Raw genomic sequence first — 20,265 nt, 5'->3', positions numbered from 1 at the left:
GACACATCATTGTCATAGAATCCGTTGCCTCTTTATCGCAACAGGACGTTAACCCATGTTTAAACACACACTTTTTTCTTTCCTCTTCCTTTGCATCAGCCAACTCGCGATCGCCGCGCCACCAGTCACTATCACGGGTTCAACGTCTGTGAGCCATGTGATGGAAGTGATTGCCGAGCGCTATCAGCGCGACCATGATGTGGTCATTCAGGTACAAGGAACGGGTTCGGCCGCGGGCATTGCTGCAGTCAAACAAGGGATTGCACCCATGGGCATGAGTTCGCGGTACTTAAAGCAAGAAGAAATGGCTCCCGATCTCACCACCGATATTCTGGCCTATGATGGCATTGCCTTGGTGGTTCATCCCAGCAATCCCGTCACGGCCCTGACCCAAGCGCAAATTCGGAAGATCTATTTGGGAGAGATTAAAAACTGGCAAGCACTCGGGGGAGCGGATCGTGAAATCGCCGCGGTGTCCCGTGAGTCAGCCTCGGGATCGCGCTTTTCGTTTGAAACCTTACTCGACCTGACCAAGGTCGTGAAAGGTGAGACAGTATCGGGAGTGAGTCCACGCTTAATGGTGGTGAATAGCAATAGCATGGTGAAAACCCTAGTCGCCAAGAACCCTCACGCTATCGGCTATGTCTCGCTGGGCTCGGTCGATGCAGGCATCAAACCGCTATCGGTGGATGGTCAAGCACCAACCTTGGCCGCCATCGCTGATGGGCGCTATAAGTTGGCGCGCCCTTTTGTGATATTGCGCAAAACCGCGCCACTGTCATCCGCCGCTAACGGCTTTTATGATTACTTGCTGTCTGAGCAAGGCCAGCAAGCGTTTGCCAATGCCGGCTACGTCGCGAGTCAGTCGCCACACATGGCACTGACAACGCCCTGAGCGGGCAATTAGGCCGTACTGGCTTCCTTAGTCACCGGCCATGTTTTATGGCTACCCCACTCTGTCCATGACCCATCGTAGACAGCAATCGGGTAGCCAAAGTAATGCTCGGCCACTGCGGCGAGAATGCAAGCCGTCACGCCAGACCCACAGCTTGCAACATTAAGACGTGTATCACTGAGTAACGGAAGCACGACGCGTCTGGCTTCTGTTTGATCAATCACAAAGCCTTGTTGGTCAGTAAGGCTAGCAAACGGCAAGTTCTTTGCGCCCGGCATATGCCCTGCACGCACACCGTCTCTTGGCTCTGGCACCGTCCCGTTAAACCGTGCCGCTGGACGGACATCAATCACATTCACAGCCGCCAGTTTTGCCGCCAGTGTTTCTCCATCTATGTAGCGATAAGGTTTGAAGCTCGACACATATGTTGCTTCGACACGGGGTTTCGCGGCCGACTCATCCAAAGGTCCATTTTGTGCCAACCAAGCCGGCAGTCCACCATCCAAAATAAAGACATTTTCATGACCCATGACTTTACACATCCACCACACACGGGCGGCAGAAAACAGGCCTTGGGTATCGTAGATCACCAAAGTATCTTGTGGCGCGATGCCGAGTTTGCCCATGTGTCTCGCAAATTCCTCAGCACTGGGTAACATATGAGGTAACGTCGATTGGGTATCTTTAATAGCGCCATCAAAATCAAAGAATATGGCACCGGGTAAACGGCGCTGCTGCCACTCCTGATAGCTATCGCGCGCCACGTCGGGCATAAACCAACTAGCATCTACGGGGACAACCGACTCTAATCGCGACGTTAACCACTGCGCACTGACAAACACTGACATCTTGACGATCCCTTTTCATTATTGATGGAGGCCTTACTCATATTTCACTCGATACTGACGAGCGTGACATAGAGTAACACTCAGTTTTTCTTCATACTGATTCTGTCGCCATCAAGATGCAAGCCAATGAGGACGTTAATGACATCGCTGCCCCTAATTCGTCGAACCGCTTTAGCCCTGCTCGTGCTTCCCACACTCGGCCATGCAGCAGGGTTTGGCGTAACGATCGAAAATGACAGCCCACTCGGCGAAGATAATCAATATACCAGTGGCGTATATGCCCATTGGCACAGCGATTGGTCTGACGATGTCAACACCACATCGGTGGCGCCAATACGTTGGTTTGCAGAGCAACTGCCTTTAAACCCAGAGGCCCGTCAAGCTTGGAGTCTAGACATCGGCCAGATGATGTGGACACCGAATGACATCACCTTCACCACACCGCAACCTAACGAGCGTCCCTACGCGGGGCTGATTTTTATCGAGCCAAGTATGTATCAGCAAACGCCTGAACGCGTCGATAAATGGTCAGTATTGTTTGGCATCGTGGGGCCTGCCTCTTTGACCGAACAAGGGCAATCTTATGTGCACAAGCTTATCGACTCACCGGACCCCAAAGGATGGGACTATCAGGTGCGAAATACGCCGGTGGCACAGTTTGCCTATGAACGCCACCAGCTTCTTCATCGGAGCGAATATCAAGAGTGGGGCGTATCTGGTCGCGCAGATATTGGTAACTTTCGCAGTGAAGTATCCGCCGGGCTCAGCTATCGCATCGGGCTAGACTTAGCGAATTCCTATGGTGGGATCAGTTTTGAGCCCGGTCGCCACCTTGACAGCCGAATGTTTGATGCCAGCACCCAAGGCGCATTTTTTTACACCGCTGTGCAAGGTCGATATCGCGCCAATGACATCACCATTAATGGCGATAAGCCCCCTGAAAACGCAGATATTGATATGACCCATTGGCAAGCCAGTGCCGCGGCCGGTTTCGCTTATTACCAACCGCGCTGGGGCACTGACGTGAGCGTTGCGCTGCACAGTAAAGACTATCAACAAGCAACTGACGACACCTACAGCTATGTGTCATGGACAGTCCACTATCGTTATTAACGGTTAACTGGCAGAGGCTCTACGGCTTGTTTCACCACAGGTCGTGCGCCTCGATCAGACCATTTCATCCATACCAAAGAAGCAAGGATCAATCCAATACCGACCCACTGCATGGGCTGAAGTGTCTCATTAACCCACAAGACCCCAAGGGTGACAGCAGTCAGTGGGTTCAAAAACATAATGATCGACTGACGATTAGGACCTAACACGGTAATCGAGCGTATATAAGCCCAGTAACCTACCGCAGTATTCAACACAATTACCCAGATCAAACCCGGAACGGCTTGAAGGCTGATTGCCTGTGGCGGTCCTGCCAGCAACCACGCAAACGGGATCAACATCACGCCACCAATGACTAACTGCCACGCGGTTAAACCAAAGATATCTTTGGCCTCCCAGCGCTTCATCCACAAGGTCGACTGCGCGACAAAAACGGTGGCGGCTAACATCGCCCCTGCACCAACCCAATCAATGTCGGTAGAAGGGTTAAGGAGTAGCCCCACCCCAGCCAAACCGAGCAGTGCCAACATCAACATCTTTAACTGAGGGCGTTTCCCTTCCGTTAACCACTGCAACAACATCAATACGAGCGGTAAGGTCGCTCCTAACGTCCCAGCGACTGCACCCGGTAAACGATAGGCGGCCACAAATAACAACAAAAAGAACGCGGCGATATTAAAAAAGCTCACCGCGAGCATGCGCGGCACGCTCAACGGTAAGCCTCGACGACTAATCAATAGCATCAGCAGGCCTGCTGGCAACGCGCGCCATACTGCCATCCAATAGGGAGACAGATCTGCCAAGAACAGTGCCACAGCGGAGTAGGTGCTCCCCCAAAAAATCGGTGCCAACACCGCAATCAAATAATGCATACCTTGCCCTCACTTATCTTAATGTGAAGATATATTAGTGCTCCAATTGATTTATATCAAGTATCTTTATGTGATGATAATAACTTGTGCGATGGACCTCGGCGAGAAAAAATCCGTCCTGCTACGCTTATTACTTCGTGAAAACAAAAGGATAGTGTGATGATTAATACAGAAAATGCTGTCGTCATTCTGATTGACGTACAAGGAAAACTGGCGCAAAAAGTGGTAAATAGCGATGCGCTACACCAAAAGACCGCGCAACTGCTTCGCGCCTGTCAGCATTTTGATGTGCCCGTTATTTGGATGGAGCAACTGCCAGATAAACTCGGCCCAACTTCTCCATCGCTCTCCGCGCTATTGCCTGATAACACTCCGATTGCGAAGCAAACCTTCAGCGCTTACGCCCATCCCGATGTGCAGCAACAACTAACAACGCTCAACCGTAAACAAGTGATTTTATGTGGCATCGAAACGCACATTTGTGTCTACCAAACCGCTTGCGACCTCTTACGTGCTCATTATCATGTTCACGTGGCAGTCGACGCGACGTCTTCGTGCCATGCCAACCACCATCAAGCAGGCCTGAGCATGATGCAACAACATGGTGCATGGATAACCGTGGTTGAGTCTTTATTATTCGAGTGGCAACAACAAGCCGGTGGCGACGACTTCAAACGCTTTTTATCGTTGATCAAATAAGCGCAGGTCAGCGCCATGCGAAGCCTTCTACTTCTTTGACCGATGCTTGTGGTAATTTCGACCGAGCTCGCGGCACATCGTGATCCATCTGACGTGACATGCACTAACAATTTGGTTAGTGGTCTAATATTATTGGGAATGCGTGTAAAAGAAGAAGGGAAGCACTATGTACAAGCGAATCATTGCCGCCAGCCTGTTAGCGGTAGGCGCGCTACCTGTGAATGCGGATGATCACACCTGTGGCAAAGTGACCATTGCCGATATGAACTGGAACTCTGCAAGCTTAATTGCCAATATCGACCGTTTTATTCTCGAGCATGGTTACGGATGTGATGCAGAGCTGGTGCCGGGTGACACCATGCCGACCGGTACCTCGATGGTCGAAAAAGGAGAGCCCGATATTGCGCCGGAATTTTGGAGCAACTCAATGCGTGAAGGGCTGCAACGTGGCATCGACGAGGGTCGGATTCGCTATGCAGGCAAAGCCTTGATTGACGGCGGTGAAGAAGGATTCTGGGTGCCGCAATATCTCGTCGATGACTACCCTGAGCTGAAAACCATTTCGGGGGTGAAGGCTAATGCCGAACTATTTACTCACCCTGAAGACCCCTCTAAATCTGCATTCTATGGCTGCCCCGCCGGTTGGAATTGCCAGATCACGTCAACCAACCTCTTTCGCGCCCTCAACCTTGCCGATAGCGGCTTTGAAATGGTTGACCCGGGCTCTGGCGCTGGCTTAGCGGGTTCGATCGCCAAAGCTTATGAACGCCAAGAACCTTGGTTCGGGTATTACTGGGCGCCCACGGCCGTGCTCGGCAAATATGATATGGTCAAAATAGACTTTGAATCCGGCACCGATATTGATCACTACAAACAATGTGTGACCACAAATGACTGTCTCAACCCAAGGGTCACTATGTATCCCGCAGCTGATGTTGATACCGTGATCACCGAACGATTCGCAAAGCGTGCACCAGACGCCGTGGCTTATCTAGAAACACGAGGCTTTACTAACGATCAAATGAATACACTGCTTGCCTGGATGGAAGAAAACCAGGCCGATGGCGAATATGCCATGACACACTTTTTAATTGAGCACCCTGAGATCTGGACATCATGGGTGTCCGACGATGTCGCCGATAAAATCAACAATGCACTTTAACCTCACTCAGCGCAGTCTTTGGCTGCGCTGCGCTTTCCCTGCAGTAAAGGAACCCCCTGAAAATGGCAAATTCATGGCTAACTGATGTGCCTGAAATGAGCAGACGAGATCTGCTTGAAATACGTAAAACCCTCGACGGTGCCTATCGTAGCTTCTCCAGTGAATACGGCGAATCTATCGAGTCTTTTTTCGACCCCTTACTTAACTTTCTGGTTTGGTTCGAAGATTTGTTACTGTCGACACCGTGGTGGTTGGTGATCGCAATTCTGGCCGGCATTGCCTATCTCGCCAGCCGCTCTTGGAAGCTGCCTCTGGCCGTGGTGGTCGCATTCACTGCCATCGGGTATTTAGGGATGTGGGAAGATACCATGAGCACCATGAGTATTATTCTCGTCTGTACCCTGCTCGCTATTGGTGTCGGTGTACCGATTGGGATAGCCATGTCGAAGTCAGACCGTACCCAAGCGATTGTCACGCCACTTTTGGATGTGATGCAAACCATGCCGGCATTCGTCTATCTAATTCCAGTAGTCATGTTGCTTGGGATCGGGAAAATTCCCGGCGTCATTGCCGTGGTGATTTATGCCATTCCGCCGGTGATCCGATTGACCAATTTAGGCATCCGATTGGTCGATAAAGATGTTCTCGAAGCCGCTACCGCCTACGGTGCCAGCGGCATGCAGCGGCTTTTTCAAGTTCAGCTCCCCTTGGCAATGCCCACCATTATGGCCGGTATTAACCAAACCATCATGATGGCCTTGGCCATGGTTGTTATCGCATCCATGATTGGTGTGGCAGGCTTGGGACAACCCGTTCTCAAATCTATTACTAATCAATACTTTACCCTAGGTCTTCTGAACGGTTTAGCCATTGTCGCGCTCGCCATCATTTTTGACCGCGTTTCACAAAGCTACGCCAAACGTGCGCAGCAGCATTTAAAAGGAAGTGAGCATGACTGAGCCAACCCATGACACGCTGATTGAAATTGAAGGCCTGTACAAGGTGTTTGGTAAACACCCTCACAAAGTGATGGCCAGTGTGAAAGACGGAAAAAGCAAAGATGACTTGCTTCAGCAAACTGGGCATACCATTGGGTTAAGTGATATCAACCTCTCGATTCGACGCGGTGAAGTCTTCGTGATCATGGGCCTATCGGGATCAGGGAAGTCGACCCTTATCCGTCACTTTAACCGTCTGATTGATCCTACCGAGGGCGCGATTCGCATTGAGGGCACGGATATTATGCAATTCTCTCAACAAGAGTTGCAGCAATTCCGCCGTCATAAAATGTCGATGGTCTTTCAACGATTTGGCTTATTACCGCACCGGACCGTTAAAGAAAATGTCGCGTTTGGATTACACATTCAAGGCGTGGCCAAAAAGGATCGTGATGCCACAGCCCAACAGTGGTTATCAACCGTTGGTTTGGAGGGTTACGCGGACCAATACCCTGCGCAATTGTCAGGGGGCCAACAGCAACGAGTAGGACTCGCGCGTGCTTTATGTACCGATGCCGATATATTGCTCATGGACGAAGCCTTCTCTGCGCTGGACCCGCTTATTCGCAGCGAGATGCAAGATCAATTGATTGAGTTACAAGAGAAGCTCCATAAGACCATTGTGTTTATTACGCATGATCTGGATGAAGCCTTACGCTTGGGCGATCGCATTGCGATTTTGCGCGATGGTAAACTCGTACAGGTTGGTGAACCCGTCGATATTCTATTGCGTCCAGCAGATGACTATGTGGAAGCCTTTGTCAAAGATGTGAATCGCGCTCGCGCGCTTACGGTAGAGACGGTGATGCAGCCGCAAATTTGTCGCATAAGCGCCAATACCATTGGCGATGCCATCACGCAAATGCGTCAACAGAAAGCCAGCTATGGCTATTATGTCACCGAGGATGGCTATCAGGGTACACTGAGCGAAAAAGCGCTCAGCAAAGCTGATCCCAGTACACAAATTGATGCCAGCATGATTGAAGATGTGCCTGCTATCGACCAAGACTCCTTGCTTGAACAAGTGATCCCAGACACGCTGGCATCGAAATGGCCGCTTCCTGTTTTTGATAAAGAAGGGGAGTTGATTGGCCACCTTTCGCGCCAAACGGTTGCCACGATTCTCAGCGAGAAAGCCGCTTCCACAAAGGATCCTGACTCGCCCGCGATTGCGAGTTAACCGGTGACAGCGGCTATTGGGTTAGCCGCTGTGTTCATTAAACTAAACAGTGATATCAGTCGCAAATCACACTATTGAGACAGGTGTCATTCCCCTGCAACAGTCGCTGCCTAACCTGCCCCTCATCCGAACATGAGTAGTTGGTAGGAAACAACATGAGTGTACGACAGCGACTGTTAATCGCATTTTCCCTCTTTATTGCATCCACGATTGGGTTAGGAAGCTTATCGCTGTGGATTTCATCCCGCTCTGCGCAAGCCTCTTCGGAGTATGTCAATCAACAGCTGCCTGAAGTCTGGGCGTTGCTCGCGCTGGAACGCGATCACCGCAACTTGGTCAACTTATCGCAAAAAATCAAAGCACAGTTGCTGTTCTGGAATGAAATTCAGCCGCAGTTTGAACAACTTCATCAAGACTATCAGCAAAGCTGGCAAGCACTCTCTCACTCTCCGTCGCTCGCAACCTGGCGCGCGAAGCATCAAGCCGATAAACAGGCATTCGATGACTATCTCGCCCAGCTAGAAAAAACCATCGCGGCCAAAAGCTTCTATGATGCGGGGAGATTGGTCGACTTTGATATGTATCCGGCCGTTGATCCTATGCTGCTCGCTCTCAACGAGAAGCTGACCGAAAGACAAGCTCATGCGAAACACTCTGCAAGCGGGCTGATCACCTTTCTAAACCAACAAGCACATACCGTGTATATTGGTTGTGGCGCCACCTTACTCTTGGCATTGGTATTGATGACATGGTTGCGCAAAACTGTGGTGGTTCGCTTGGATCATATTGCTAATGCCTTAACAGATATTGACCAGCGCTCCGATCTGAGCACCCGCCTCACCGATCGATACAGTGATGAGGTCAGTGCAGTGGCGCGGGCCTCCAATAACTTACTCGACAAGTTTTCGCATTTTGTCACTGACATTCAATCACGAACCGCCGAGTTAGATGGTCAATCTGACACGCTCGATACCCAAAGCAAACAAGTCGCAAAGATTAACCAGCAGACCCGTCGTCAAGTCGACAACGTCGCCCAATCTCTCAGCGTCATGGAAAGTGCCACCACAGAAATTGCCAGTGCCATTCATGATACGCGCGAGTACATTAGCAAAGTGTCTCACGATAACGACGAGATCCAGCAACAAATGCGAACTACCGACGCCGCTATCGCACACAGTGTGGGTATCGTGGAGAAGGTATCGTCGACCATGGCAACACTGAAACAAACCAGTGAACAAATTGCAGGGGTCATGGATGTGATTGAGGGGATTGCGGAGCAAACTAACCTACTGGCATTAAATGCAGCCATTGAAGCCGCGCGTGCCGGCGAGCATGGCCGAGGGTTTGCGGTCGTTGCCGATGAGGTCCGAGGCCTGTCACAGCGCACGGCGCAATCGACCGGTGATATTCGCAATTGGATTAACGATCTCTTAGGACAAGTTGATACCGCCAGTTCACTGCTCACAGAAACACAAACGGCCAGTGCCTCCAACCAGCAAGCCAGCATTCGTCTTCAAGGCTTTCTCAGTGATATGCATTCCACATTCCAAGGCTTGGAACAGTTGAGTGCCGAGGTAGAAGCCGCCCTGGCCTCACAGCATAAGGAGATAGAACATCTCACCGCCGGCCGTCGTGCGCTTAAGCAAGGCAGCCAGTCACTCACTGAAGCCATCAATACCACCAGCGACGTCAGTGGCCAACTGAGTCATCAATCGAGTGCACTCACCACGCTGACCGACCAGTTCCAGACTTAAACCGACATCAAAAAGCCACCTTCATCAACTTAAGGTGGCTTATCCACTTTTACTGGGCCGTTTTAATGCGTTCAAAGCCTGCTGCTAAGTCAGTGATCAAATCCTCTACCGCTTCCAAACCAATGTGCACACGGACTAAGGTGCCACTGAAACTTACCTTACCGGCAGGACGAATACGGTTGAGTTGTTCAGGTTGATTGGTCAACAGTAACGACTCAAATCCACCCCATGAGTACGCCATGCTGAAATGCTGTAAATGATCACAGAACGCTTCCAGCTGTGCATCGGTAAGTCTTTGGTCAAAAACAAACGAAAACAAGCCATTACTCCCAGAAAAGTCTCGCTCAAAAAAGACATGTCCGGGGCAATCAGAAAACGCAGGGTGCAGGACATGCGCGACTTCTGGCTGCTCTTTTAGCCATTGCGCAATTTGTAGAGCACTTTGTTGGTGTTGCTTTAAACGCACGCCCAGGGTACGCAACCCTCTTGCCGCTTGATATGCCGTCTCGGCATCAATGGTTTGCCCCATCAAATAAGCACGTTCTCGTAGCTGCGGCCAACAGCGACGATTCGCTACAGCAGTACCGAGCATATGATCGGAGTGGCCAATAATGTACTTGGTGCCCGATTGGATCGAAATATCGACCCCATGTGTTAAAGGCTGATATAAAACGCCAGCAGCCCAGGTGTTATCCATCATAATGATCGCGTCTGGCGCTTTGGCGCGAATCGCTTGCACCATGGCAGGCGTATCATGGACTTCCATGGTGTACGACCCAGGCGACTCGAGAAACACAATCCGAGTATTAGGCCGGATACGCTCAACGATTTGGGCTCCTTCAAGCGGATCGAAAAACTCAGTCTCAATCTGCATATCGGCAAGGATAGTTTGGCAAAAGTCTTGTGTGGGCTCGTAAGCCGAGCCAGTCACCAGAATATGGTCGCCCGTTTTCACAAATGCCAAAATACTGTTGGCAATGGCTGCGGCGCCACACGGAAACAACGCACACCCTTCACCTTGTTCGAGCTCTGTCATCGCATCTTGCAGGGCAAAATGCGTCTGGGTGCCACGGCGGCCATAAAACAAGGTGCGCTGGTGTCGATGCGCAATCGCATGTTTTTTGTCGGCGAGCGTGTCAAAAACAATGGAGGAAGCACGTTGGATCACAGGGTTCACACCTTGTTGGGTATAACGTTTGTCGCGCCCCGCGTGAATCAATTGCGTGCTCAGGTATTTTTTTTCCATAATTCCTTACCCAAATATTTGCTCCATGGATACCTTACCCTAAGCATTATTTCTTTAGCAGTAAAGACATTTAGCCATCTATTTCAACAGAATCAACCACTCGTCTCCTTGTTATTTATGGCATGGATGACGAAGCCCCGCGGCTACAATGTCGAATTGTATGCAAATAACTGTTTAGATCACTAAACAGATCACAAATTAAGCACACTAGGTGGAAAAGCGAAGAAAGTGTATATACATTGTATATCCAAACGATAGGCAAATGCAGATGACAAAAAAAGAAAAAAGCAAAAAAGACAGTCAGTTACTCATTCGCATTAATAGTGAGCAACGCGATGCCTTCTTGTCAAAATGCGAGGATCTCGACACATCAGCCGCTAGAGAGATCCGTCGATTTATCAAACAATTTTTAAAAGAACACGAAGAAAAAAAGAGCTCATAATCACAGTTTTAGGTGCAACTTGCCGGCACCTGTCCACGGCATTGAAGCCGTATTGCGGTGGCGAAAACACCGGCAATGACATAGAAAGGAGAAAACCGATGGCTAAAGCATCAAAGAAAGATCTGAAAAAATCGATCAAAAAGACCAAAGCAAAAGTTGCTAAACAAGAAAGCAAACTGAAAAAGCTGAAAAAACAGCTGAAAAAAGCCTAAATACAGCGCCTCCACTTATCGAGGCTCTCGGTTAGCTAGGCATAGCGCGTATCACGCAAAAAAGCTCGGGACATGATGCCCGAGCTTTTTATTTGGCTCAATTAAACCAGAATGGCAAACAACGCCTAGTGACTCGACTCCGCTTCACCGGCCGGTTCTACCGTAAAGCGACCGACATCAACACCGATCACCCGCACTTTGTCGCCTGCTTGCAAGCTCGCATCATGACAGCTGCCACTGAGCACCAACTGCCACGTCACACCCGAATACTTAATTGTCGCTGGATGTGCGGACGTTAACGGCTCAGTCAATGTCAGCGTCAAGCCAATAAAGTCACTGTGCGTATTGTCGGGACTACGTGCACCACGTTGTAGCCGCTTTAACGGCTGCCACAGCGCGGCGGTTAACAGCCCAGCCCCGATCCCGGTTGCGCTGAACATCACGGTCACAGTCTCCGGCAGCACTCCAAGCATCGCTAACAGTCCCGCCAGTACCGCAGCAACTCCGGTCGCCAGTAATACGATGGTCGATAAGCCCAGCAACCACACTTCGACCACGAGCAGTAACAGCCCGATAATCATCGTCATCTCAGCTAGATGGGTGGTAAACCAGTTGTGCATATTAGCCTTTCACTTTGTTCAGTGTTTGAATAATGGTCATCGCTTCAGCAACCGTACTCGCCGCGCCAGTCCCCGACTCTGGAAGCAATACGACAGAAGACTCTTTCGCGATCGCTTCTTTCGCACTGATGGCTTTTTCTGCCAAGTCTAATTGGATAGCTTTCTGACCTTCTTCCGTGATCGCTCGTGAACCGACAATTTCAAGCGCTTCAGCTTGTGCTTCCGCGACCGCGATAATCGCTTTCGCTTCACCTTCCGCTTTCAAGATCTGCTCAGACTTTTCCGCTTCCGCGGCAAGCACGCGTGCTTGTTTTTGCCCTTCTGCAACGTTGATATCCGACTGACGTGCCCCTTCTGACTCAAGGATCACCGCACGTTTTTCACGTTCGGCTTTCATTTGACGCTCCATCGCATCCAATACTGAACGCGGCGGATCAATATCCTTAATTTCATAGCGGAGGACTTGTACGCCCCAAGGCTGAGCGGCTTCGTTAATCGCCGAGACGATTGCCGTGTTGAGGCTTTCACGCTCCTCGAAGGTCTTATCCAATTCCATCTTACCCACTTCACTACGCATTGTGGTTTGCGCCAGTTGAGTCACGGAGTAGATATAGTCATCGACGCCGTAGCAAGCTTTGTAAGGATCCAGCACTTTGATATAAAGCACACCATCTACGACTAGAGAGATGTTGTCTCGGGTAATGGCCGACTGACTCGGCACATCGAACGCTTGCTCTTTTAGCGTACGTTCATAGGCTAGACGGTCGATAAAAGGCACAATAAAGTTCAAGCCCGCTTCCATCGTTTTGTAATATTTACCAAAACGCTCAATCACATAGGCGGTGTTTTGCGGAACAAACTTTACCGAGCCACGCAAGAAAACAATCACTAGGATTGCGAGTACAATCCAAACGCTAAACGCGCTAGTAAGAGAGACCATTTCGTTCATTAGGGTTCCTATCAGTAGAGGATCGACAAACAGCAACGCGCTGCTACTCGTAGAAAGCATTAAGAGTACGTCAATGTCGATGAAAAAAGACAGCGTCCGATAGCATCTTTGACATCCATCCCAATACAGGACGCGGTTTTCGCCATTGATTTGCTTAATCCTGACAAAAATCTCGGCGCTTGATCTCACTTTCAATCATTCACTCAAAATAAACCGGATATAAAGTGCGAAAAGAGATTTACCTCACATTCTTTTGCGTGTATTCTCGCTACTGTTCAACCGTGTTGGTTGACGTTACTGAAAGCTGAAAGGCGACCATCGTCACAGCCAACAGTAAACTGACGCGCAAATTACGCGTAGTCCTCTTGGAGCTGTTAAGCGGCTTCGCTAATCGGAAATTTATGCAGCAATTGAATATAGAAACATCGAAACACCCTACCGTTTGGCTGGAAAGTTAGTTGTCCTGAAGATATTCGCTACATTTGCCCATAGAACGATTAATGGCACTCGCGTCACTGCTACACCTAGTTAATATATTCAGGAGACATCATGTCTAAAGCTAATGGTACCGTTAAGTGGTTTAACGAAGAAAAAGGTTTCGGTTTTATCCAGCAAGAGAACGGTCCAGACGTATTCGTTCACTTCCGCGCCATCGTTGGTGAAGGCTTCCGCACTCTAGCAGAAGGCCAACAGGTTGAGTTCGATATCGAGCAAGGTCAAAAAGGCCCACAGGCAGCGAACGTAACTCGCCTGTAAGCTAAACCAGATTTAAGAAGAAAAGGCGCCTGTTTAGGCGCCTTTTTTTGTATGCGTAATCTCTCACTCCCCGCAAAAACGTATAAAAAATTCTACAAATCACTCTGCAGCAAAACTCGCCATTTACTACGCTTTTAAGACGGTTAGCGCTTTAGCAGGAGGGAGTATGCTATCTCGTTGTTTAGTGGTAGATGATCATGAGATGATTCGAGATACCATAGGTTTGATGGCACAAGCGCTAGGGATCAAATCCGTTATCACGGCGGCTGATGGTGCTGAAGCTATATCAAGGGCCTTTCACGAACAACCTAGTTTAATTATCACTGACCTACAGATGGAGCCTATCGATGGCTTGGAGATGCTTAGGCTTATCCGTAGTGGTCGCTACCACCTACAGCACGATGTCCCGATCATCATTCTCACCGCTAATGCCTCCCAATCAGTGATAAGCGAATGCATCCGCTATGATGTTGACGCATTCATGGTCAAACCCGTTAGAAAACAAGACCTCGAAAATCGCATTCAACAACTAGCCAGAGATACAAAATCCAAAAAGCCACCTAAGTACTACTTTGAGATGTATCAGGCCGATCCGGCCAAATCGACCGATTTTGAGCACAATGGTGCCGTTGTCTTCACTGAAGAAGAACAGGAGAAAATCGAAAGAATTACAGAGGCGAGTCCAACCGTTGGCGTAACAGCCCCCCCAGTAACTCCTGAACATCCAACAGCAGAGAGCAAAGACAGAAAGTTCATTCGTTGGCAGGATAAATATTCTGTGGGGCACCCAGATCTCGATGCCAGTAACAAGCAATTACTGGCTATCATCAATGACACCTATGAGGCTATCGCGTATCACCATGCAGATGGTGAAAAAGGAGATTTTGATGATCTCGCCCAGCGGTTTCGAGACTACATTGTGTCCCACTTCCAGCTAGAAGAAGACATTCTTCACGATCTCGCCTACCCCAAATACAAAGAACATGCAGCCATCCATGAACGTTTATCACGGCAAGCACATTATGTGTTACTGCAATGCCAGGCGGATCCTGAACTGTACCCTTCAGTCTTTTTCAAGTTTTTGCGTTACTGGTGGGTGCACCACGTCGTCAAAGAAGACAGACAATATCGCGAATTCCTTAGCCAGTCGCCTCAATCCGCCTAGTCACCCTATTAGATTCACAAGCATCAAAGGTGACTAGGCTTTTTGTCTAGTAAAATCTCTTTTACGTCTATTTTTAAAGCCACTCTTTTCACCTCATTCAACTTCAACTGAGACGAAGTCCAAGCCGCTCCCCCATCTTTGTGGCATGAGTCACACCAGATTGAGAATCGTCAATACATTTAGGCCAGTAAATGTTACGCATCAAAGTATTATGGTTAATAAAAATTTTAACATTAACAAATTTTACTAATATCAGTTACTTACTGAGTAGTGATAAACCGATTAGCGAAATCCGGGGTTGATAAACAAAATTCAGCGCCTATTATATATAACGAATTCGTTAGAGCACAAAACAATTATGTGGCGATCAAAAACGACAGATACGGCAGTTCTTGAAAACGAAGTCCTTGACCGTAAACAGATAAAACCGAGCACGCGGTTTGTGTTTCGTAAGCCATCGATTCGTGATGGTGGCGACATCTATCGATTAATCACCCAGTGCCCTCCGTTGGATGTGAACTCCGCCTACTGCAACTTTTTACAGGCAACGCACTTCAAAGAGACCTGTGTTGTGGCAGAGCGTGACGGCGACATTCACGGCTTCGTCTCTGGCTACATTCGTCCAGAGCAACCAGACACATTTTTTGTGTGGCAGGTAGCCGTATCGCCCAAAGCACGTGGAGAAGGGCTTGCCCTTTCAATGGTCGAAGCGTTACTGGCGCGCAAAGTGTCACAAGACATTCGATTCATTGAAACCACGATCACAGAAGACAACGCCGGATCTTGGGCGCTGTTCAAAAAGGTAGACCGCCTCTACGGTACAGGTGGTCAGCGCTCAGTGTTCCTTGATGAACAAGAGCACTTTAACGGTGAACATGACACCGAATACCTTTTCCGAATTCCACTCAAAAAATAACAGGATGAGTTATGGATATCTTTAAATCGCAGGAGTCAAATGTTCAATGTTACGCCAACAACTTCCCCGTCGTGTTTGAAAGCGCGAAGGGCTGTTGGATCACTGGCGTTGACGGCAAGCGCTACCTCGATTTTCTTGCTGGCGCCGGTTCGCTTAACTACGGACACAATAATCCGACGCTGAAAAAAGCGCTGATTGAGTACATCGAGAAAGATGGGATTACCCACGGCTTGGATATGCACACCGGTGCAAAAGCACGCTTTCTCGAGGTATTTAAAGAGCACATCTTGGCACCACGTAACTTGGACTATAAATTCCAGTTCACGGGTCCAACCGGTACAAATGCTGTTGAAGCGGCGATGAAGCTGGCACGAAAAGTGACAGGTCGCCCAAACATCGTTTCATTTACGAACGGCTTCCACGGCTGTACCTACGGCGCACTCGCTGTGACCGGTAATCATCATCATCGCGGTGGCGGCGGTATGCCAGTGAATAACGCGGTAACACGTATTCCGTATGACGGCTATGCCGATGTTGACGGTCTCACACTGTTCGAAACCATGCTAAACGATGCCTCAAGCGGTCTAACAGGTGGAGATAAACCCGCCGCTGTCTTACTTGAAGTCGTTCAAGGTGAAGGCGGTCTCAATGCGGCTTCTAATGAGTGGCTGCAACGCCTAGAGAGCATCTGTAAAGAACATGGCATATTGATGATCGTCGATGATATTCAAGCTGGCTGTGGCCGTACTGGTACTTTCTTTAGCTTCGAGCCATCAGGTATCAACCCAGATATCGTGACCTTGTCGAAGTCGATTGGTGGTTATGGCCTACCAATGGCACTGGTTCTACTGAAACCTGAGCTGGATCAATGGGCACCTGGCGAACATAACGGTACATTCCGTGGTAACAGCCATGCATTTGTGACAGCCGCAGAAGCGATTGAAACTTACTGGCTAGATGATCAGTTCCAAACCCATATCCAAGCGCGTGCTGATCAACTCAATAAAGTGTTGAAAGACGTTTTAGCGAAAAATGGTGATCTGTTCGACACCATCAAAGGTCGTGGCCTGATGCAGGGTATCGCATGTAAGAATGGTGATATCTCAGATGCCATCACAAGCCTTTGTTTCGAGCACGGTATGATCATCGAAACAGCTGGCCCTGATGATGAAGTGATCAAATTCTTCTCACCATTGACAGTCAGCGAAGCTGAAATGGAGAAAGGCCTGCAGATTTTTGTTAAGTCGGTTGAGCAATACAAAAAAGACAAATTGAAAAAAGCGTCTTAATTCAAAGCTCTCACCCACTAACAAACAGACGTATAAAGGATTGACATGATTGTTCGCACATTAGAAGAATGCCAAAACAGTGAACGCCGCGTAGTGGCTGAAAATTGGGAAAGTGTCCGTATGTTGTTGCGCGATGACAACATGGGCTTCTCATTCCACATTACTACTATTTACGCCAATACTGACACACATATCCATTACCAGAATCACTTAGAGTCTGTGTATTGCATGTCAGGTGAAGGTGAGATTGAAACGACCGACGACGGTAAAGTGTATCCAATCAAACCTGGCACACTGTACATTCTTGACAAACATGACGAGCACCAGCTTCGCGCTAATAAGGGTGTTGATATGGTCATGGCCTGTGTCTTTAACCCACCGATTACTGGGCAAGAGACACATGACGAAAACGGTGTTTACCCTCTGGTCGATTAACCGTCTTGGGGCAGCGGGATGCTGCCCCTGTAAACCCAATCGACGACTTCAATTCATAAAAGCCCACAAGGAGCTCACATGAATCATACCGTTGAAAAGATCGGCGGTACATCAATGTCAGCGTTCGACGCTGTCATGGATAATATCTTTTTGTACCCGTCTAACCCTTATAACCGAATTTTTGTGGTTTCTGCTTATGCTGGCATCACGGATGCATTGCTGGAGTGTAAGCGGTCTGGCAAGCCGGGTATCTATCGCCTACTCGCCGCCAACAATCCGAAGTGGCGCGATGCCATGGAAGAGTTGGAACAACGTATGCTGCTCATTAACAGCAACATGTTCCCAGACCCTGTTTACCGCGAGCGTGCAGACAACTTCATTCGTCAACGTATGGAGAAAGCGCACAGCTGCATCGAAGGTATTCTCGAAACCTGTAACTATGGGCAGTTTTCTCTAGAAAGCTATTTGCCCCAAGTGCGCGAGTTCCTCTCGTCAATTGGAGAAGCTCACAGTGCGCACAACTCTTCTCTTTTGCTTGAGAGCGTGGGAATTAACTCACGGTTTGTTGACCTTTCTGGCTGGGACAACCCCGACGAAGCACAGGGTGATTTAAACACCGTGATTGCGCGTGCCATGGAAGATATCGATCTCAGCAATGAGCTGCCCATCGTTACCGGCTACGTATACTGCGATGAAGGTTTGATGAAAACATACGATCGCGGCTATAGCGAAATGACGTTCAGTCGTATTGCGGTATTGACCAAAGCAAGCAGCGCGGTGATCCATAAAGAGTATCATTTAAGCAGTGCTGATCCGCGTATCGTCGGTCCAGAACGCGTTCAGCCGATGGGCTTGAGCAACTACGATGTAGCTGATCAGCTTGCCAACTTGGGGATGGAAGCAATTCACCCGAATGCCGCATCAGGGATGCGCGCGGTCGGCATCGAACTTGTGGTGAAAAATACCTTCGAACCCGATCATCCAGGTACGGTGATTTCCCACAAATATCGTCCGAAAGACAATGAAATCGAGATCATTGCAGGTCGTGATAAAGTGCTAGCGCTGCATATCTTTGATCAATCAATGGTTGGCCATGTCGATCGCGTCAGCTACGACGTGATGGAAATTATTCGTGAGGAAAACGTTCAGCTAATCAGTAAAGAAATGAACGCCAACTCGATCACTTACTATTTGGATGGTAAGACCGCCAGCCAAGACAAAGTGATTAATCGCGTAGAGAAGCTGTATCCTAAAGCGAAGATCACTGGCGAGATGGTTGCGTTGATTTCGGTCATTGGTAGCCGGATTGACTCCAACCAGACCATGAGCCGAGGTATGCTCGCGCTACTGGACGCAGAAATTAATCCAAAAGCCGCACACTCCTCGATGCGCGACGTGGATGTACAGTACGTGGTACTGGATAAATTCTATCACGCGGCGATTTGCGCACTACACGCATGCTTTATTGAGAAACCGGCCCCAAAGCCGACCATCAAAGCCGCATAACCGCAGCGCTAAGCAGTTAATTGCTCAGTTAATTTTTCTACCATTAAACGCCTCTTTCGAGAGGCGTTTTTTTATGCTTATCACATTAAGTTTCCACGCCTGTTTACACTAATTTTAGTACTAATGATTATCATAATAGCGAAGTTCCGTTGATCCTTTTACCTAAGCGGGTAAAATGCCGCGTTTTATTTTGTCAGTGATACGCGCATTCCATGATTGATCCAACCTTGCTCCCTGTTTATTTAACGGCCGTTGTGGCGCTGCTTCTTATCCCCGGTCCCGACATGCTACTTATCATTAGTGCAAGTCTTAGTTATGGAAAGCGAGTCGGGTTAGCAGCAAGTTTAGGGAATGCGACATCCGGATTGATTCTGACCCTCTTGGCTGCCACGGGCGTATCAGCGATGATCGCCATGTCGCCTATGGCGCTCACTGTTTTAAAGTACGTAGGCGCCGCTTATCTGCTAAAAATGAGCATCGACACATGGCGAGCTTCGCCAACGGATAGTGAAGCGCTTGCTCCTCGTCAAAAGATGGGCCGACACCTTTATAAACGCGCGGTGATGACCAACTTACTCAACCCCAAGGCTCTACTCTTTTTTGTTCTCTTTTTACCTCAGTTCATCTCGCAACAAATCCAAGCATCCTCAGGCATGCAGCTTTTGAGTCTTGGCCTATTGCTCAATATTCTCGGATTGGCGTTTAATGTCTTGCTTGTTGTGATAGTTGGTCGTCTAGGTAACGCTTTATTCACACGTCCTAGCGTTCAGAAATACCAGCATAAATTGATGGCGATCGTCTTTGCAATTCTGGCTATTTGGCTGTTTTTACAGCAGAATGGCGTCTAAGTTTTGAACGACCAGACACCAAAAATCAACAAAACCTTGTGGTGCGATAAAAGGTCTCATCCTTGTCTGGTATATTGTGCGCAAGCACGTTATTAATAGGCTTTTATTGCCTAACATTAGGCGCTTAGACAGTTGTATCGGATGGATTCGAGTACGTGTTTGACCTTCATTTACCCACACTCACACTAGCCTGCATCAGTATATTTTGGTTACTGACGGTCGCCGTGTTATTGATTGGTTGGCAGTTTAATCAACACAGAGATATAAAGCTGTGGGGCATAGCGTGCTTGTTGATCTCAGCAGGCACGTCCGTGTATAACCTCGGAAATAGTACAGAGATATCAGCGCTTGTTTGGCTCG

The 20,265-nt window shown here is 48.8% G+C and carries 20 protein-coding genes; 15 read left to right on the top strand and 5 right to left on the bottom strand.

The window, feature by feature from the left end:
- The first annotated feature begins 55 nt into the window (after window positions 1–55).
- Window positions 56–895 (top strand): phosphate ABC transporter substrate-binding protein, encoded by an 840-nt coding sequence (locus E8E00_RS16505; protein WP_069589834.1) that lies wholly within the window; start codon window positions 56–58, stop codon window positions 893–895.
- 8 nt (window positions 896–903) lie between these two features.
- On the opposite strand, the gene E8E00_RS16500 is transcribed toward E8E00_RS16505, so the two are convergent.
- Complete coding sequence (locus E8E00_RS16500; protein WP_069589833.1) at window positions 904–1,743, bottom strand: sulfurtransferase; 840 nt, start codon at window positions 1,741–1,743, stop codon at window positions 904–906.
- 138 nt (window positions 1,744–1,881) lie between these two features.
- On the opposite strand from E8E00_RS16500, the gene E8E00_RS16495 reads away from it, so the two are divergent.
- Window positions 1,882–2,856: a lipid A deacylase LpxR family protein gene (locus E8E00_RS16495; RefSeq protein WP_168174077.1), complete on the top strand. Its 975-nt coding sequence runs from the start codon at window positions 1,882–1,884 to the stop codon at window positions 2,854–2,856.
- Here E8E00_RS16495 and E8E00_RS16490 read toward each other — a convergent pair.
- Entirely contained in the window at window positions 2,853–3,728 is an 876-nt protein-coding gene (locus tag E8E00_RS16490; RefSeq protein WP_096631792.1) for a DMT family transporter, read from the bottom strand. The genes E8E00_RS16495 and E8E00_RS16490 overlap by 4 nt on opposite strands.
- Window positions 3,729–3,887: 159 nt before the next feature.
- On the opposite strand from E8E00_RS16490, the gene E8E00_RS16485 reads away from it, so the two are divergent.
- The 5 genes from E8E00_RS16485 to E8E00_RS16465 all read left to right on the top strand — a co-directional run bounded on the left by E8E00_RS16485 (window position 3,888) and on the right by E8E00_RS16465 (window position 9,521).
- Window positions 3,888–4,427, top strand: coding sequence for a hydrolase (locus tag E8E00_RS16485; protein ID WP_069589827.1), 540 nt, complete (start codon window positions 3,888–3,890; stop codon window positions 4,425–4,427).
- Window positions 4,428–4,593: 166 nt separating this feature from the next.
- The gene (locus E8E00_RS16480) at window positions 4,594–5,589 is read left to right on the top strand and encodes an ABC transporter substrate-binding protein (RefSeq protein ID WP_096631795.1); all 996 of its coding nucleotides are present in this window, start codon (window positions 4,594–4,596) and stop codon (window positions 5,587–5,589) included.
- 62 nt (window positions 5,590–5,651) lie between these two features.
- The gene (locus tag E8E00_RS16475; protein ID WP_096631797.1) at window positions 5,652–6,548 is read left to right on the top strand and encodes a proline/glycine betaine ABC transporter permease; all 897 of its coding nucleotides are present in this window, start codon (window positions 5,652–5,654) and stop codon (window positions 6,546–6,548) included.
- Window positions 6,541–7,767 (top strand): glycine betaine/L-proline ABC transporter ATP-binding protein, encoded by a 1,227-nt coding sequence (locus E8E00_RS16470; protein WP_096631800.1) that lies wholly within the window; start codon window positions 6,541–6,543, stop codon window positions 7,765–7,767. The genes E8E00_RS16475 and E8E00_RS16470 overlap by 8 nt, the downstream gene beginning before the upstream one ends.
- Window positions 7,768–7,922: 155 nt before the next feature.
- Window positions 7,923–9,521 (top strand): methyl-accepting chemotaxis protein, encoded by a 1,599-nt coding sequence (locus E8E00_RS16465; protein WP_096631802.1) that lies wholly within the window; start codon window positions 7,923–7,925, stop codon window positions 9,519–9,521.
- Between the two features lie 49 nt (window positions 9,522–9,570).
- Here the strand turns inward: E8E00_RS16465 and metC are convergent, their stop codons facing one another.
- A complete protein-coding gene (metC, locus tag E8E00_RS16460; protein WP_096631805.1) occupies window positions 9,571–10,767 on the bottom strand; it encodes a cystathionine beta-lyase in 1,197 nt (398 codons plus the stop codon).
- 268 nt (window positions 10,768–11,035) lie between these two features.
- Here metC and E8E00_RS17215 point away from each other — a divergent pair, with 268 nt between their 5' ends.
- Entirely contained in the window at window positions 11,036–11,209 is a 174-nt protein-coding gene (locus E8E00_RS17215; RefSeq protein WP_167370411.1) for a hypothetical protein, read from the top strand.
- A 337-nt stretch (window positions 11,210–11,546) separates the two neighbouring features.
- On the opposite strand, the gene E8E00_RS16455 is transcribed toward E8E00_RS17215, so the two are convergent.
- Together E8E00_RS16455 and E8E00_RS16450 are read right to left on the bottom strand one after the other, a co-directional pair.
- Window positions 11,547–12,041 (bottom strand): NfeD family protein, encoded by a 495-nt coding sequence (locus E8E00_RS16455; RefSeq protein ID WP_069589814.1) that lies wholly within the window; start codon window positions 12,039–12,041, stop codon window positions 11,547–11,549.
- A 1-nt stretch (window position 12,042) separates the two neighbouring features.
- The gene (locus E8E00_RS16450) at window positions 12,043–12,990 is read right to left on the bottom strand and encodes a slipin family protein (protein ID WP_069589812.1); all 948 of its coding nucleotides are present in this window, start codon (window positions 12,988–12,990) and stop codon (window positions 12,043–12,045) included.
- 549 nt (window positions 12,991–13,539) lie between these two features.
- On the opposite strand from E8E00_RS16450, the gene E8E00_RS16445 reads away from it, so the two are divergent.
- The 7 genes from E8E00_RS16445 (at window position 13,540) to E8E00_RS16415 (ending at window position 19,905) form a co-directional block, all read left to right on the top strand.
- Complete coding sequence (locus E8E00_RS16445) at window positions 13,540–13,746, top strand: cold-shock protein (protein ID WP_069589811.1); 207 nt, start codon at window positions 13,540–13,542, stop codon at window positions 13,744–13,746.
- Between the two features lie 166 nt (window positions 13,747–13,912).
- Entirely contained in the window at window positions 13,913–14,911 is a 999-nt protein-coding gene (locus E8E00_RS16440) for a bacteriohemerythrin (RefSeq protein WP_069589810.1), read from the top strand.
- Window positions 14,912–15,269: 358 nt separating this feature from the next.
- Window positions 15,270–15,827: a diaminobutyrate acetyltransferase gene (gene ectA / locus E8E00_RS16435; protein WP_077457896.1), complete on the top strand. Its 558-nt coding sequence runs from the start codon at window positions 15,270–15,272 to the stop codon at window positions 15,825–15,827.
- 11 nt (window positions 15,828–15,838) lie between these two features.
- On the top strand, window positions 15,839–17,116 hold the full coding sequence (gene ectB, locus E8E00_RS16430) for a diaminobutyrate--2-oxoglutarate transaminase (protein ID WP_077457894.1): 1,278 nt from the start codon (window positions 15,839–15,841) through the stop codon (window positions 17,114–17,116).
- A 45-nt stretch (window positions 17,117–17,161) separates the two neighbouring features.
- Window positions 17,162–17,551 (top strand): ectoine synthase, encoded by a 390-nt coding sequence (locus E8E00_RS16425; protein WP_077457892.1) that lies wholly within the window; start codon window positions 17,162–17,164, stop codon window positions 17,549–17,551.
- A gap of 78 nt (window positions 17,552–17,629) precedes the next feature.
- Entirely contained in the window at window positions 17,630–19,057 is a 1,428-nt protein-coding gene (locus E8E00_RS16420) for an aspartate kinase (protein ID WP_069589806.1), read from the top strand.
- Window positions 19,058–19,269: 212 nt separating this feature from the next.
- On the top strand, window positions 19,270–19,905 hold the full coding sequence (locus E8E00_RS16415) for a LysE family translocator (protein ID WP_096631810.1): 636 nt from the start codon (window positions 19,270–19,272) through the stop codon (window positions 19,903–19,905).
- Window positions 19,906–20,265 lie beyond the last annotated feature (360 nt).

Source organism: Salinivibrio sp. YCSC6, from assembly GCF_004916735.1.
In the GTDB taxonomy this organism is placed as follows: Bacteria; Pseudomonadota; Gammaproteobacteria; order Enterobacterales; family Vibrionaceae; genus Salinivibrio; species Salinivibrio proteolyticus.
This window is presented reverse-complemented; position numbering and strand designations above follow the sequence as displayed.